10 protein-coding genes are annotated in these 15,551 nt (G+C 37.0%); 5 read left to right on the top strand and 5 right to left on the bottom strand.

Annotated elements, in window-relative coordinates:
• Position 1 precedes the first annotated feature (1 nt).
• Entirely contained in the window at positions 2–1,510 is a 1,509-nt protein-coding gene (gene gltX / locus ABVM52_RS07755) for a glutamate--tRNA ligase (RefSeq protein WP_405384844.1), read from the top strand.
• Here gltX and ABVM52_RS07760 read toward each other — a convergent pair.
• The 3 genes from ABVM52_RS07760 to ABVM52_RS07770 all read right to left on the bottom strand — a co-directional run bounded on the left by ABVM52_RS07760 (position 1,507) and on the right by ABVM52_RS07770 (position 3,752).
• Positions 1,507–1,896: an ACT domain-containing protein gene (locus ABVM52_RS07760; RefSeq protein WP_405384845.1), complete on the bottom strand. Its 390-nt coding sequence runs from the start codon at positions 1,894–1,896 to the stop codon at positions 1,507–1,509. The two genes, gltX and ABVM52_RS07760, sit on opposite strands and share 4 nt — an antisense overlap.
• A gap of 267 nt (positions 1,897–2,163) precedes the next feature.
• Positions 2,164–3,135, bottom strand: coding sequence for a 23S rRNA (adenine(1618)-N(6))-methyltransferase RlmF (gene rlmF / locus ABVM52_RS07765; RefSeq protein ID WP_405384846.1), 972 nt, complete (start codon positions 3,133–3,135; stop codon positions 2,164–2,166).
• 41 nt (positions 3,136–3,176) lie between these two features.
• Positions 3,177–3,752: a PepSY domain-containing protein gene (locus ABVM52_RS07770; protein WP_405384847.1), complete on the bottom strand. Its 576-nt coding sequence runs from the start codon at positions 3,750–3,752 to the stop codon at positions 3,177–3,179.
• Positions 3,753–4,004: 252 nt separating this feature from the next.
• Between ABVM52_RS07770 and katG the strand changes: the two genes are divergently transcribed.
• Complete coding sequence (gene katG / locus ABVM52_RS07775; RefSeq protein ID WP_405384848.1) at positions 4,005–6,248, top strand: catalase/peroxidase HPI; 2,244 nt, start codon at positions 4,005–4,007, stop codon at positions 6,246–6,248.
• Between the two features lie 62 nt (positions 6,249–6,310).
• On the opposite strand, the gene ABVM52_RS07780 is transcribed toward katG, so the two are convergent.
• Positions 6,311–6,676 (bottom strand): bleomycin resistance protein, encoded by a 366-nt coding sequence (locus ABVM52_RS07780; protein WP_405384849.1) that lies wholly within the window; start codon positions 6,674–6,676, stop codon positions 6,311–6,313.
• 205 nt (positions 6,677–6,881) lie between these two features.
• On the opposite strand from ABVM52_RS07780, the gene ABVM52_RS07785 reads away from it, so the two are divergent.
• Positions 6,882–7,808, top strand: coding sequence for an SPFH domain-containing protein (locus tag ABVM52_RS07785; RefSeq protein WP_405384850.1), 927 nt, complete (start codon positions 6,882–6,884; stop codon positions 7,806–7,808).
• 134 nt (positions 7,809–7,942) lie between these two features.
• On the opposite strand, the gene ABVM52_RS07790 is transcribed toward ABVM52_RS07785, so the two are convergent.
• Complete coding sequence (locus ABVM52_RS07790) at positions 7,943–9,628, bottom strand: glutamine--tRNA ligase/YqeY domain fusion protein (RefSeq protein ID WP_405384851.1); 1,686 nt, start codon at positions 9,626–9,628, stop codon at positions 7,943–7,945.
• Positions 9,629–9,853: 225 nt separating this feature from the next.
• Between ABVM52_RS07790 and ABVM52_RS07795 the strand changes: the two genes are divergently transcribed.
• A complete protein-coding gene (locus ABVM52_RS07795) occupies positions 9,854–12,100 on the top strand; it encodes a gliding motility-associated C-terminal domain-containing protein (protein WP_405384852.1) in 2,247 nt (748 codons plus the stop codon).
• Between the two features lie 7 nt (positions 12,101–12,107).
• Positions 12,108–14,327: a type IX secretion system membrane protein PorP/SprF gene (locus ABVM52_RS07800; RefSeq protein WP_405384853.1), complete on the top strand. Its 2,220-nt coding sequence runs from the start codon at positions 12,108–12,110 to the stop codon at positions 14,325–14,327.
• The last annotated feature ends 1,224 nt before the right edge of the window (positions 14,328–15,551 follow it).

A 15,551-nucleotide genomic window follows, 5' to 3' on the forward strand; every position in this document is an offset into this window, starting at 1 on the left:
TATGGCTTCTAAAGTTCGTGTACGTTTTGCTCCCAGTCCAACTGGACCCTTACACATTGGTGGGGTTCGTACGGCCTTGTTTAACTTTCTATTTGCAAAAAAACATGGGGGTACCTTTATTTTGCGTATTGAGGATACCGATCAAAATAGATATGTAGCCGGAGCCGAACAGTACATTATAGATGCACTTAATTGGTGTGGAATTCCTTTTGATGAAGGTGTAGGGAAAGATGGAGGCCACGGCCCATATAGACAGAGCGAAAGAAAATCCCTTTATAAGGAATATGCCTTACAATTAATAGAAAACGGGAAAGCATATTATGCATTTGACAGTGCAGAACGTTTAGATTTTCATAGAAAAGATCACGAAGAAAAAGGAAAAACGTTTATTTATAATTGGCATAACCGTTTAAAACTGGACAACTCCTTGTCCTTAATGCCAGAGGAGGTTCAAAAAAGGTTAAAAAATGGAGAGGATTATGTAATTCGGTTTTTAACTCCTCCTGATGAAAAATTGAACTTAAAGGATTTAATACGGGGTGATATTGAAATAGATACCAATGTGTTGGATGACAAAGTGTTGTTTAAAAGCGATGGCATGCCTACGTACCATTTAGCAAATATTGTAGATGACCACCTTATGGGTATAACACATGTTATTCGTGGGGAGGAATGGTTACCGTCCCTTGCCTTGCATCAACAATTATATAATGCCCTAGGATGGGAGGCCCCAAAATTTGCGCACCTTCCCCTAATCATGAAACCTGTTGGAAAAGGGAAATTGAGTAAGCGTGATGGCGAAAAAATGGGATTCCCTGTTTTTCCACTATCGTGGAAAGAGTCCGTAGGTTACAAGGAATCCGGTTATTTTCCGGAAGCGGTTATTAACTTCCTGGCCTTATTAGGCTGGAATCCGGGAACCGAGCAAGAAATATTTTCGTTAAACGAGCTTGTAGATACATTTAGTTTGGATCGCGTTAATAAAAGCGGAGCACGTTTTGATCCAGAAAAAACCAAATGGTATAACCAACACTATTTGCAACAGGCTTCCAATGAAGACTTGGCAACACTCTTCTTATCTATCGTTGAGAAACATAATGTATCCGATACCCGAAAGAGCAAAGCCTACGTTACCGAAGTGGTTTCCCTGATAAAAGAACGGGCGGTATTTGTGTCTGACTTTTGGGCTTTGAGCGATTACTTTTTTATTGCGCCATCATCTTACAATGAAAAGGCTGCAAAGAAGCAATGGAAAGAAGATACTTCCCATATCATGAACCAATTACTAACGGTTTTAGAGCCAATTGATGATTTTAGCTCAGAAAACACTGAACTATTGGTGAAAAATTGGATAAAGGAAAATGAACTTTCCTTTGGTAAGGTTATGCCTCCTTTGCGTTTGGTTTTGGTAGGAGATATGAAAGGGCCTCATATTTTCGACATTATGCAATTGTTGGGAAAAGAGGAAAGTATGGCAAGAATAAAAACGGCACTAAATACTTTGAGTTAAGAAAGGCGTTCTAAAATTTTGATGGACTCATCCGCTTTGTCTATAGGGACAAAAAGATGGTCATGATAAAACGCCGCTACCGTATTACAGCTAATATTATTTTTACTTAATGCCGTAGCTACTGTTGCGGTTAAGCCTACGGCTTCTAATGATGAGTGTATGGACAAGGTAATCCAAGCCGATTCATAAGTATATTCCAAATTTAATTCTTGTGCCTTTTCTTTATTGAGAATTAGGGTAACGCCTTCCCTTTCCTTAAATTCCATTATACTTTGGCACTGCTCTATTATAAGAGGATCTTTAAGGCTTACATAAACATAGGCTCCTGGTTGTAGGGTCGGTTTTAAACCTTTGATCAATTTTTTTAAATCTTTTTCTCCGGCCATAAGAACAGTTTTAAGAGGGTTATAAGTGATATTAGCGCCCAAACCCCTTCCAAAATAACAAATGGCACGTAGTGCAAGATTAGGGATGCTAAACAGGCAAGGCTTGCTCCTATAAAATTTAATGATAAAAATACAATGGATCGTGCACTTGTTTTTCCTGAAATATTAAGTAAATAGGCCAGTAGAATAAGAAATACCCCGGTTGACCCTATCCAATCCTCACTTGTCATTTTTTAACATATTGTAAATCAATTAAATAGTATTTATTTATACAATGGCTTGGTTAGACCATCTCTTTTGGACCCAAGAACGTTGTTCGGTTTTGTTTAAAAAGGTCCACGCAAGAATTCTACTTTGCTTATTTCCTTGTCCCATAAGTACGGTACGGTGTTCAAAAACATCAATTTCTTTTAAACGATGGTAAAAGGCATCAAGGTTGGATTGTTTGGAAACCAATGTCGTATACCATGCACATTGTTTCGCAAAAAGTTTGCTTTCGTTAATCATATTGAGGATAAATCTTTTTTCACCGCCGGTAGTCCATAGCTCTCCTCCTTGACCTCCAAAATTCAATGTTGGTTTCTTTATCCGCTTCTTTTTAAGGTTACTTAATTTTCGCAAGGTACCAGTTTCCGCCTCTTTTTGACTGCTATGAAATGGTGGATTGCACATGGTAAAGTCAACTTTTTCATTGGAAAACACTTCTTTGAATACTTGACCTGACTTTGGTTGGTGTCTAAATTCCATTACCTCTTTTAAAAAGGGATTTTTAGCAACTATTTCTTCTGCCGCCTTAATTTTTATAGGGTCAATATCTGTTCCTATAAAAGACCATCCATATTCAACGTGACCAATTATGGGATAAATACAGTTGGCCCCTACTCCTATATCCATACCCTTTAGACCTTCACCTTTTGGTAGCACACCTTGATTTATAGACGCTAGTATATCTCCTAAATGATGAATATAATCTGCGCGTCCCGGAATTGGCGGACAGAGAAAACCATTTGGTATATCCCAGTATTTTAAATTATACTGGTTTTTAATTAATGCCGTGTTCAAAGCTTTCACTGCGGCAGGATTGAAAAAATCTATGGATAGATTTCCGTATTTATTGATGGCAAGAAATTTTTTTAAGCTTGGCAATGTGTTACAAAGTTCTTCAAAGTCGTACCTGCCTTTGTGCCTATTACGTGGGTGTAACGTTGTTGGCTTAACTTTTTTATTTGGCTTTTGCATAAGTAATTAAAGGTAGTGAAGTTTTACACCACACCTTAGTTTTAAGTTAATTGGCCACTTCTACGCATTCGCTTTGGACCGTACCACAACCAAAAACCGGTTATGGTAAACAGTAATAGTGCAATACCCATTACTGTGGTATAAAAGACCTTGAATTGATTATTGTTAGTGCCTATATAAATATCAATTATTGACCCATCATGAATTCTTTCAATAAGATCGGAATAGCGTCTTTCTGTGTGTAAAAGTTTTCCCGTAGAACCATCTAATTGTAATCCCCAAATATGGTCGGTATAGGTAAACTTGACCATACCCTTGTCCTTTCTAATGTCTATTCTATCTATTTTTGTGGATAAATCTGGGGATACTTGGGTCAAAAGATAGGAATTGGCCATATGTTGTAAACTATCCAATGGCAGCCAATCTGCCAAATTTGTAGATATTCCTTGATAGGATTTTGATAGTATAAGGCCGCCACTATGTTTTTTCCACCCAAGTAATAGACCGGATATGGATATAAAAAAGAAAAAAACAAATAGTGCTGCACCGGTAGCTCTATGTATTTTTCTAAATCTACGTAACCATTTGGCCTGCTTTTGCCTTTTACTCTTCCCCATTCAAATTATCAAATTAATTGCCGTAAATGCCTATTGGTGCAAGATAACTAGTTTTGTAAAAGCACACTATATAAGGTATTGTTAAAAGATATATTATACAATGAATGACGAATACTTTTTGTTAATGTTGTAAGTGCATTGAGATTAAAAATGCAACATAGTTTTTATCTATTGAAACGCTAAACACCATAAGCAAAATATTGATAAATTTGCTTAACAAATAGTTAGACAACGTTAAAAATCAATTATATCATGAGTAGTAACAATGGAAAAGGCGAAGCCTGGGACACAAATGAATCATCTGCTGCAGATTGCCCGTTTTTAAACGGACAGTTAAATCAAGCTGCGGGTGGTGGCACCTCTAATAGAGATTGGTGGCCAAATATGTTGAACTTAAACATTCTAAGACTGCATTCTAAAAAAGCAGATCCAATGGATGATGATTTTAATTATGCTGAAGAATTTAAAACCTTAGACCTTGCCGAGGTCAAAAAGGACATTGCGGATCTAATGACTAAAAGTCAAGATTGGTGGCCTGCTGATTATGGTCATTATGGACCATTTTTTATTAGAATGGCATGGCACAGTGCAGGTACTTACCGTATAGCAGACGGTAGAGGTGGTGCTAGTTCTGGAAACCAACGTTTTGCCCCATTGAACAGTTGGCCGGACAATGCCAACCTGGACAAGGCTAGATTGTTGCTGTGGCCTATTAAACAAAAGTATGGCAGAAAGTTATCTTGGGCAGATTTAATGATATTGACAGGTAATGTGGCTCATGAAAGTATGGGACTTCCTATGTTCGGTTTTGCTGGTGGTCGTGAAGACATTTGGCAACCAGAGGAAGATATCTACTGGGGTTCTGAAACGGAATGGTTAGGAAACAAATCTCGTTATGACGAAGGAGGAAATGAATTGGAAAATCCACTAGGTGCCGCGCACATGGGTCTAATTTATGTAAACCCAGAAGGACATAACGCAAACCCAGATCCTTTGGAAGCCGCCCATTATATTAGACAAACATTCAAAAGAATGGCAATGAATGATTATGAGACCGTTGCGTTAATTGCAGGTGGTCATTCATTTGGTAAAACCCATGGTGCAGCCAGTCCAGATGATCATGTTGAGGTAGAACCTGCAGCTGCGGATATTACTGCTCAAGGATTAGGGTGGAAAAACAATTATAATTCTGGTGTTGGTGCAGATACAATTACCAGTGGTTTAGAAGGTGCTTGGACACAAACACCTACAAAATGGAGCCACAAATATTTTGAGAACTTATTTGGATACGAATGGGAGTTGACTAAAAGTCCAGCTGGGGCATGGCAATATAAGCCTGTAGGTGATGCTGGTGCTGGTACTGTACCAGATGCCCATATAGAAGGCAAAACACACCAGCCGTTTATGTTGGTGACGGATATGTCTTTAAGAGTTGATCCGGATTACGAAAAAATATCTAGACACTTTTTAGAAAACCCTAAAGAATTTGAGGATGCCTATACCCGTGCTTGGTTTAAGTTGACACATCGTGATATGGGACCAAAAGAAAGGTATTTAGGTCCAGAGGTACCACAAGAAGAGCTATTATGGCAAGACCCGGTACCTGCGGTAGATTTTGACTTGGTTAATGATAGCGATATTGCGGAATTGAAAAAAACTATTCTTTCTTCCGGACTTTCTACTTCAGAATTGGTTGGTACTGCTTGGGCATCTGCTTCTACGTACAGAGATTCTGATAAACGTGGTGGAGCCAATGGCGGTAGAATACGCTTGGCACCACAAAAGGACTGGAAAGTTAACAATCCTGAGCAATTGACCAAAGTGGTTCAGACTTTGGAAAGAATTCAAAAAGAATTTAACGATAAGCAAACGGGTAACAAAAAAATAACATTTGCAGACCTAGTAGTTCTAGCAGGTACGGCTGCGGTTGAAAATGCTGCACGTTTGGCAGGATTTGAAACGAATGTACCATTTACTCCTGGTCGCACAGATGCTACACAGGAAATGACAGATGTAGAGGCATTTGAAGCGTTAGAGCCAATTGCTGACGGATTTAGAAATTACACGAAACAGAAGTATTCCGTAAATGCCGAAGAACTTTTAGTTGACAGGGCTAACTTACTAACATTGACTGCACCTGAAATGACCGTGCTTGTAGGTGGTTTACGTGTGTTGGGCACTAATTATGATGGTTCTAACCACGGTGTTTTCACCAATAATCCTGGTGTGTTAACAAATGATTTCTTCGTTAATTTATTGGATATGGGAACTACATGGAAAGCAACTACAGATGATGATACTGTTTTTGAAGGTAGTGACCGTAGCACCGGTAATATTAAATGGAAGGCAACAAGAGCAGATTTGATTTTTGGATCTAATTCTGAGTTACGTGCTCTGGCAGAGGTTTACGGAACTGAAGATGCCAAGGAGAAATTTGTACGTGATTTTACCAAGACGTGGACCAAAATCATGAACTTAGATCGTTTTGATAGTTAAACAATAAACTTAACCCCGTACTTAAAGGCAGCCATTTTGGCTGCCTTTTTTAATTATCCCATCTAGTCTTCAATTAAAGATTGACCAAAAGTGAGTAGGTTATGGTCCGGGTCCAGTAATGAAAATTCTTTCTGACCCCAGGGTCTATTGCCCAATTTTCCATTAGGGTGTATAGGTACACCGTTATCTAATAATGATTGGTATAATTTATCTATATCCTTGGATCTCAAATATATTTGCCCATAATTTTCCTTCGGATTTAAATTTTCAAAAAGGAAAAAATGTATTTCTATATCATCTTTTCGCAACATTAAGTATTCAGGAAATTCATCAGTTCCAATAACGTCAAAACTTAGGCTGTTACAATAATATGATTTCGTCATGGCCTTGTTGCGCATTGGTAATTTTGGATGGACGGAAACTATCATATAATGGTATTAATCTGTTTAGGCTAAAGATACTTTTTATTGCATTGGAATAGAACAAGCATGGCGTATTAGTAATCTTCACTAAAATTCTTTCCCCTACCATGTCTATTTAATTTATTTGTGCTGTAACAATTGATGGTGTTATGCTACTTATATTAGGAAGGGTTTCAGTATCTTCCAATATTAACTATAAAATGTAATAATTATGGGCTCATTTATTTGGATTCCGATAGCGTTTCTTGTGATTTTCACCGTGCTATCCGGTGTATTTATTGTAAAACAACAAACAGCGGTATTGATTGAAACATTTGGAAGGTTTACCAGTGTTCGTCATTCAGGAATACAGTTTAAAATACCGTTTGTACAAAGAATAGCCGCTAGAATTGGATTAAAAATTCAACAATTGGACGTAATCATTGAAACTAAGACATTAGATGATGTGTTTGTAAAGCTTAAGGTTTCCGTACAGTATGTAGTCATTAGGGAAAAGGTGTACGATGCATTTTATAAGTTGGAGTATCCTCATGAACAAATTACCTCCTATGTTTTTGATGTGGTTAGGGCCGAGGTTCCTAAAATGAAATTGGATGATGTATTTGTTCGTAAGGATGATATTGCCATTGCAGTAAAATCAGAATTACAGGACGCCATGCTTGATTATGGATATGATATCATAAAAACCCTGGTGACGGATATTGACCCAGATGCACAAGTAAAAGAAGCAATGAACCGCATTAACGCATCTGAACGACAAAAGACCGCCGCTCAGTTTGAAGGTGATGCCGCACGAATCTTAATCGTGGAAAAGGCTAAGGCAGAAGCGGAAAGTAAACGATTACAAGGTCAAGGTATTGCAGACCAAAGGAGAGAAATAGCTAGAGGTTTAGAAGAATCTGTTGAAGTATTGAACAAAGTGGGAATAAATTCACAGGAAGCTTCCGCGCTTATCGTTGTTACCCAACATTATGATACCCTGCAAAGTATAGGTGAAGAAACAAATACCAATTTAATTTTATTACCAAACTCGCCACAAGCAGGAAGTGATATGCTAAATAATATGGTTGCAAGTTTCACGGCAAGTAATATGATAGGTGAAAGTATGAAGAAGAACAAACCAAAACCTAAGGAATAACTAGTAATTAGCCCTATACTAAATAAAATTTGCTTTTGATTTAGGTGAGGGTATTTCGCTAGCAAGCTTATATGATTAAAAAAAGCCATTAGATTGCGTTTAATGGCTTTTTTTGTACTCAGTTATATATGTCGTTATTTCTTGTCTTTAATCTTAGCCCATGAATCCCTAAGGCCAACTGTTCTATTAAATATTAACTGGCTTTCTGAACTGTCTGGGTCTACACAGAAATATCCAATGCGTTGAAATTGGAAGCGGTCACCTGGTTTGGCATTTTTTAGGGCAGGCTCCACATATCCTGTTATTTCCGTTAAGGATTCCGGATTTATAAATTCTAAAAAGTCCTTATCCTTATGTGTATCTGGACTTTCGTCAGTAAACAAGCGATCATAAAGTCTAATTTCCGTTTTTATAGCATGTTCTATAGATACCCAGTGCAATGTACCCTTTACACGTCTTAAGCTTTCCTCCGTGCCGCTACCACTTTTACTTTTTGGGTCGTATGTACATTGTACCTCAGTTATATTTCCATCGGTATCTTTTGTGCAGCTTACCGCTTTAATAATGTATCCGTTTTTTAGACGTACTTCCCCACCTAGTTTTAAGCGGAAGAATTTTTTGTTTGCTTCCTCCTTGAAATCCTCTTTTTCTATGTATAATTCTTTGGAAAAAGGAACTTTTCTTGAACCGGCATTTTCATCTTCTGGAGAATTTTCGGCCTCTAACCATTCTGTTTGTCCATCAGGATAATTTGTAATAACCAGTTTTAATGGATTTAAAACCCCCATTACCCTATGTGTGGTCTTGTTTAGATGCTCCCTAATCGTAAACTCCAACAAAGAGACATCTATTAGGTTGTCTCTTTTGGCAATTCCAATAGTATCTACAAAATTACGGATAGACTCTGGTGTATACCCCCTTCTTCGTAGTCCGGAAATAGTAGGCATTCTAGGATCGTCCCATCCCGTTACGTAACCCTGTTCTACCAATTGCAATAGCTTTCTTTTACTTACAACGGTATGGCTAAGGTTTCTACGCGCAAATTCTCGCTGCTTAGGGCGCATTTTACCGGGCTCGTAAACTTGGTCCAAAAACCAATTATATAATTCCCTGTGCATGGCAAATTCCAACGTACAAAATGAATGGGAGACTTGTTCAATATAATCGCTCTCGCCATGCGTCCAATCGTACATCGGGTAAATACACCAATCGGTATTTGTTCTATGGTGTGCTTTATGCAATACACGGTACATTATAGGGTCTCTCATTAGCATATTGGAAGAGGACATATCAATCTTAGCTCTTAAAACATGTGTTCCTTCCTCAAATTCACCACGTTTCATTTTATCAAAAAGCGATAAGTTTTCTTCAATGGAACGATCTCTATACGGACTATTTGTGCCTGGTTCAGTAGGAGTACCTTTTTGAGCGGCCATCTCTTCTGAGGTTTGATTATCCACATAGGCCTTACCTTCTTTAATTAAAACGATGGCCCAATCATATAATTGTTGGAAATAATCAGAGGCATACCGTTCGGTATCCCACTTAAATCCTAACCATTCAACATCTTTTTTGATGGCATCTACATACTCCTGTTCTTCTTTGGCAGGGTTGGTGTCGTCAAACCTCAGATTTACAGGTGCATTATACCGTAGGCCTAAACCAAAATTTAAACAAATGGAGCTTGCGTGCCCTATATGTAAATATCCATTTGGTTCTGGAGGAAACCTAAAACGCAGATCTTCTAGGTTATAGCCATTTGCGAGGTCTTCCTCTACTATTTGTTCAATAAAATTCAAAGACTTTGATGTCTCGTTCATGTCGTTTAATTTCAGTCTACAAAAGTAGCAAAATTGACTTAACTTAAAGGTTTAAATACAATTGACCTTATATAAAATGAGTTTCACAACATAAATGTTCCTTCCGACAACATAAAATTCCATTTCGTCGGTAATAATGACATATTTGACTATGAATTGTGGGAATAGTAAAAAATTTATTAACCAACTTTTCAACCGTAGTGGCCCCCAAAACTACAAATACTTATGAAAAACTTGACCAAAAATTACTTGTTTAGCGCATTGCTATTGCTGTTTGGAGCATTTCAACTTTCAGCACAGGCAATAGTGATTAATGCACCAGAACCTGCGGATAATCCTAATTTATCCGGAAATTCCTCATGGGCTGCGGTCTGTGCAGGAAACGGTGGGTTCAATGACTATTATGTTAACATTACATGGGCAGGTACCGCAAATGCTGCCAACAAATTTATTCTTGAATTATCAGATGCCACAGGCAACTTTGCTTCTCCAACAGAATTGCTGTCCATTTCGGATAAGAATACTGTCAAGGACTTTGATGTCAATTTTGCAATTCCAACGGATACTAGAGGTCAAGGCTATAGATTAAGGGTCAGAAGTACGGATCCTGTAAAAGTTGGTGCCGAGTCAGAACCATTTAATATGTACTACATGGATGTAACAAGTAGTCTTAATATTAGTGAAATTGGTGACGGAGTTCCTCCAGGAAGTGTTTGTAGCACAGGCCCTATTACGCTTCAGGTCGATAATATCAGCAACCCTGAAACTTATCAATATATCTGGTACCGTAGCGGAACTGAAATCGTTGGCGAAAAAGGACATACATTATTTGTTACCCAATCTGGTATGTATAATGCTTACGTAGATTATGGCCCTACATGTACAGGGTCAGGTAATACGGATTCCAATATTGTAGATGTAAGTATAGGCGCTTCTGGAAACGGAATTGCCATTAATACACCTACTAAAACATCTCTTTGTAGTACGGATATTGAAACACTTAGTATTAATAATACCGATCTTTCCTGGAACTATCAATGGTACAAAGATGGGGCTCCCATTACGGGCGCAATTGCATCTTCTTATTCTGTGAACGCTTCCAACAGTGGTTTTGAGGGTGACTATGTTGTAGAAATCTCTGGTACTGGTATATGTAATGAACAATCTTTACCCGTAACCATAACCAATGCTGATGCCTTTACGGTGACCATTGACAATGAAACTGATTTAGTGCTTTTGCCTTCACAGACCACAACGCTAACGGTTACTACCACAGCCAATACCCCTAGCTTTAAATGGTTTAAGGATGGAGTTGAGCTAAATGGTGAAACATCTGAAAACTTGATAATTTCTGAAAAAGGGTCTTATTATGCAGAAGTTACACAAACAGGAGGAACGTGTGCGGTGTCTACAAAACCATCTGATACGGTTAATGTGGTGAGTCCTGATTCTTTTGACATAACAATTAATTATACTGGATCCTATACGGCATGTGAAACTACTTCTGTTGGTTTAGGCGTAGAGCGTATTGATGCCATAGCTGAAGACGGAACGGTAACAGAAGTAACCACTGCACTTATTGATGCTTTTACTTATCAATGGAAAAAAGATAATGAGGTAATTAACGGAAGTAATGAAAGAACAATAAGCGTAGATTCCAATTTAGAAAATGGAGCTTATAGCCTTTCTGCAACCATTGAGACGTTCAATGTTGCTTCTAATACCCTATCGGTTCAATTATTAACTAATGAAACCTTATCTATTGTCAGTAGCGGTACCGTATTCTGTGATATGGGTGAAGGAATTTCCCTGTCTACAGAAACCGACCTAAGCTCAACCAGCTTTAATTGGCAATTGAAGGGTCAATCAATAAATACTACCGATGCTTCATTAGCCGTTACGGAAGCAGGCGCATACCGGTTGGTATTAGATCGTGACGGATGTTCTTTAATATCCAATGAAATTGTTATTTCCCCATTAGATGAAAATCTTATCACCATAGATGAAGGTACAGATGTTGTTATAACGGAAGGTACTACTAAAACAATAACCGCTAGTGGAGCATCTAGTTATAAATGGTTCAATGCTAATAACGAGGAAGTTAGTGCTTCCAGTAATTTGTCATTAACAGAACCAGGGAATTATACATTGGTTGCCACCATTGATAACTGTGATATTGTAAAAGCTGTTGAGGTTTCACTTTTAGACACGTTCAAGGTTCCCAATGTCATAACCGTGAATGGAGATGGTATAAATGATCAGTGGATAATACCAAACACCTATTCCAATAAAGCGGATATCAATGTTATTATATATAACGAACAAGGTCAAGAAGTAATTAATGAATTTGGCTATAAGAATAATTGGCCGCAGTCAGCCACTGCGTTCACCAAACAAAATATGGTGTTTTATTATAAAATAAGAAACGCCAGTGACGTCCTTAAACAAGGGACGATTACAGTAATACGTTAAGCCCACCATGCTAAAGAGAAGTGTTTTATACCTATTGTTATTTCTGCTTGCCATATTTAAATTGGCGGCACAGGAAGATAGTCCGTTTGTGTCCTATGATGTTCCTGCACAGAACTTATTGAAGTATAACAGGTTCTTGATCAACCCTACGTTTTCTACAGTTAGGGAAGATAAGTCCTATATTAATCTGTTACATAGAAACCAATCCGTTCAGTTTGATGACAATAACCAAAATTACTTCTTAAGCTATAGTGGTCGTATTAGCGATAGAACAGGTCTTGGGTTAAGTTTATATTCTCAAAGAATGGGGACCTTAAGTAATTTTGGGGTATTGGCCAACTATGCTTATGGCATTAAGTTGAACGATAAAAGTAACTTTACTTTTGGCGCTAATGTTTCTTATTATAATAGTGGTTTTGATCAGGGTAGAGCATCCACTGTAGAAGAAGATCCATTCTTGGCAGGTTTGCAGGATCAAAACCTAATATCCTTTCAGCCAGGTTTTAATCTCTCATATGGCAAATTTGATTTAGGAATGTTCGCGGAAAACCTATTTGATTATAATATTAAAACCAGTGAATCTTTAACTGAATTTAAGGATAAAACTTTTTCTGGCCACTTACAATATACCCATCAGTTTGAAAATCAATCAGGGATTTTCGAGGAAGGTAGGTTAATGCCATTGGCACGTGTTAGAAAAATTGGAGAGGAAGATGTAACACTTGGCGGAAGCTTAATTTTAGATTTACCAAAGCTAGGGTGGATCCAAGGTGGCTATGATAGTTTTTACGGAGCAGCAGCTGGTGTAGGCTTTAATTTAAACCGAAGGGTATCTTTAGGGTATACCATGGAAAAAGGGCTGTCCAATAATTTTGACAATTTTGGATTGACTCATGAAATTTCTTTTGCATATTCCTTTACTCCAAACCTTACAGAGGACAGGGTTATGCTAGAGGACGATTATGAGGATGATTTGGTTGAAAATAAATTGGAGCCAGAAAATATAGCTACTAATGAAGAGGTAGCCTTATTAAAACAAAAATTGGCAGAAAACGATGCTATTATTGAAGAGTTGATGTTTCGGCAAGACTCTATTGAAAATGCTAGACAAAGTGATTTAGAACGACGTTTTGAAATGGTAATGCGCATGGTTAGAAATGAAACCAATGGCGATAGACCAGACTTGGAAAAAAAGGCGGAAGACCTTTTTATGAATCAAAAGGACAATACTTCCATAGCATCGGCTAACAAACCACAAGAAGTTATTTCACCGGAAGAGGAACAAGTGGCAAACACTACGTTACAGAAAAAGGACAATGTTCAGGAAGTTGCTTCAGTAGAAAAGAACAATGTGCGTAATGCTGAAAATAAAACAACCGGTACTAAAGTTGCTTTATCTCAAAATAAATCTCATCAACAACCAGCAACCACAGAAAAGAATGAAGTTGACCAAATCAACAAGGTAAATACATTACAACAGGTTCAACCAAAAGATGCGGTAGCGGTCAATAATAAAACTGCAACACGTCTCATGCAAAAAACTGTTCAGGACAATGTTAAAAGTAGAAGATTTAAAGATTTGCCCAATGTAAAAGATGGCTACTATGTAGTTGCCAATGTTTACAAAGGGGGCAAGTATATGGATAAGTTCTTAGGTACTTTGAACGAACAAGGTATAAATGCTGATTATATCGATAACCCTAACAATGGTCTTAAATATGTATATTTAGAACGATTTGAAACCTTTGATGAGGCCGTAGCGGCTCATGATTCTAATTTAAACGGTCAGTATACCGGTAAAATGTGGATCATGAACGTTGATAATACTTATACAAATGAAGCCTACGTCAATAATGTAAAAAAGATACAGAAGAAGGCTTCAAAATATGATGATAATGTACTTTCAAAAAATGTTGTGGTAAAGGACAATGTTGCTTCTAATGAAGGTAAATCCAAATCATATGTCATTGAAGGTGCGGGGTCAGGCTATTACCTTATCGCAAATGTATTTGCAAACCCTAACAATGCTAAACGTTTTGTACAACTCTTAAATTCCTTTGGCCTTAGTGCAAGTTACTTTATTAATCCAGAGAACAACTATAGGTACGTTTATTTAAAAAAGCATGACTCTTGGACCAATGCTTTAATTTCATACTACTCAAAGCTCAATGATGCGTACAATGAAAAGATGTGGATAATGCGGGTAAACGAAGACCTAATGGCTTAATACAATTAATTAAATAGTTCTAGGGAAACACTTTTCTAAGCTTTGGCATAACTATGATTTTGAGAGCATTCCTTTCAAACAACTTCTTTTTGTAAATTTAGCGGTACATTTTGTAAAAAGTCGCAAAAGCGGTTTATGGAATCTTTGGAGTTTAAGGTTACGTAAGTTCATAGACCAATCCAAATGATTAAGTCTTCGCATTTTACTAAGGAAAACATTTATTGGTAACTTTTATCTGAAATTCAAAGTGATCCAATCTGCATAGGAGCAGTTTTGGCCCAGCCACCCTCCTATTAACAAATAATATGTTCAATACCTTGCACTTCTTAAGATTTTAATAAAAGTGGTGGTATGGATAAATAAGATAATTTTTTACCCCCACTATCTTCCATAACCTGAATTTAGAAACTATGTTGTGGTAGAAGATAAATGCTCAACGGACTTTAATAGATTAGAAACGAAATAGACATCATGAAAATTTCTTGTTTAGAAAGGTTCACAGAACGCTTGTAGACTACAATTAGGATATACCATACAAAACGCTAAAGCTGCAGGGAGAACATTAATTAGCCTTGTAGCAAGCAATCTAATGACAGTCTGCCTATAATTAATTCATGTTGTCATTAATATCTTCACTATAGCATTGATACCCGACTATTATAGTTACTAAATAATTTACTGAAGAACGTTAAAACAAATTTCAAAGTAGAAAAATCTATCTAATTAAAATCCAACAGAACATCCTTTTATATTTTATGATTGCAATTTTTATAGACAATAAGAGTAATTACCATAATCTAAATTCAAAATTCAGCTGCAACTTCTTGCAGGTTTTAGTAACTGGCATTACTAAAAGGGTAATTATAATTACTAAACGTATGTTTAAGTAGGTTTCAAAACCCATCTAAAAAACTATTAAAGGCCCTTAATATTACGTAAAAGCTTGGCAAATAGGTTCAGTCTAATTTGGGTTTTTCCTATTCAAAAATCATTCACCATCTTATAACCGATGAACTTTTAAAACTGTATTAGGGAACAACATTTGTTCTGGATGAAATTTCTGCTAATTAGGACAAAATCAACTCATAATTTAACAAATTTATCAAGAAATTTTTGCGGCTATATATTTATTTAAAACATCGGTTTTTATCATAATAATTTGTAAATCAGTTCATAAAATTCAACCATTTTTATTGAACATTAATCTTATGCTAGTCGCTTAAT

It is taken from the genome of Maribacter sp. LLG6340-A2, assembly GCF_045057105.1.
In the GTDB taxonomy this organism is placed as follows: Bacteria; Bacteroidota; Bacteroidia; order Flavobacteriales; family Flavobacteriaceae; genus Maribacter.

Excerpts from the sequence above, each read along its gene's own strand:
- gltX (WP_405384844.1), top strand. The coding sequence starts at position 2 with ATGGCTTCTAAAGTTCGTGTACGTTTTGCTCCCAGTCCAACTGGACCC.
- ABVM52_RS07760 (WP_405384845.1), bottom strand. The coding sequence starts at position 1,896 with ATGGCCGGAGAAAAAGATTTAAAAAAATTGATCAAAGGTTTAAAACCG.
- rlmF (WP_405384846.1), bottom strand. The coding sequence starts at position 3,135 with ATGCAAAAGCCAAATAAAAAAGTTAAGCCAACAACGTTACACCCACGT.
- ABVM52_RS07770 (WP_405384847.1), bottom strand. The coding sequence starts at position 3,752 with ATGGGGAAGAGTAAAAGGCAAAAGCAGGCCAAATGGTTACGTAGATTT.
- katG (WP_405384848.1), top strand. The coding sequence starts at position 4,005 with ATGAGTAGTAACAATGGAAAAGGCGAAGCCTGGGACACAAATGAATCA.
- ABVM52_RS07780 (WP_405384849.1), bottom strand. The coding sequence starts at position 6,676 with ATGATAGTTTCCGTCCATCCAAAATTACCAATGCGCAACAAGGCCATG.
- ABVM52_RS07785 (WP_405384850.1), top strand. The coding sequence starts at position 6,882 with ATGGGCTCATTTATTTGGATTCCGATAGCGTTTCTTGTGATTTTCACC.
- ABVM52_RS07790 (WP_405384851.1), bottom strand. The coding sequence starts at position 9,628 with ATGAACGAGACATCAAAGTCTTTGAATTTTATTGAACAAATAGTAGAG.
- ABVM52_RS07795 (WP_405384852.1), top strand. The coding sequence starts at position 9,854 with ATGAAAAACTTGACCAAAAATTACTTGTTTAGCGCATTGCTATTGCTG.
- ABVM52_RS07800 (WP_405384853.1), top strand. The coding sequence starts at position 12,108 with ATGCTAAAGAGAAGTGTTTTATACCTATTGTTATTTCTGCTTGCCATA.